The organism is Stappia sp. BW2, from assembly GCF_008107695.1.
Lineage (GTDB): Bacteria > Pseudomonadota > Alphaproteobacteria > Rhizobiales > Stappiaceae > Roseibium.
On record NZ_VIRG01000101.1, the window covers coordinates 1 to 448 of the forward strand.

Annotated in this window: 2 protein-coding genes; both read left to right on the forward strand. The window is 31.5% G+C overall.

Annotated elements, in window-relative coordinates; all coding sequences use genetic code 11:
* The coding region (locus FMN63_RS30120) for a 3'-5' exonuclease family protein (RefSeq protein WP_205514389.1) at positions 1-228 on the forward strand (228 nt) is incomplete at its 5' end.
* A 39-nt stretch (positions 229-267) separates the two neighbouring features.
* Positions 268-448, forward strand: a 181-nt coding sequence (locus tag FMN63_RS30125; RefSeq protein WP_205514391.1) for a DNA polymerase, incomplete at its 3' end; no start/stop codon positions are given.

A 448-nucleotide genomic window follows, 5' to 3' on the forward strand; every position in this document is an offset into this window, starting at 1 on the left:
GTTTCATTGTACGGTCAAAGTTTTGTGAAAGACGATGTGAGTATATATGGAAAAGGTAAGAAATTTAAGGTACCTGAAGATGATGTTTTAAATCCATATGTTGCTTCTATTACTGATGCAATTTACTTTGCGAAACCAAATATGGATAAACAATTAGAAGAATACAATCAGGTAGAACTCTTGGCTGATTTAGAGCTACCGCTAGCTAAGATTTTAAGTGAAATGTAAGAAATTGGTATATTTACAGATGTTCATGATTTAGAAGAAATGGAAAAAGAAATTCAAGAAAAATTAGACGTCTTGATTCGAAATATCCATGATGCAGCTGGTGAAGATTTTAATATAAATTCTCCTAAGCAATTAGGTGTTGTATTGTTTGAGACATTACAATTACCTGTTATTAAAAAGACGAAAACAGGATATTCTACTGCTGTAGATGTCTTAGGGT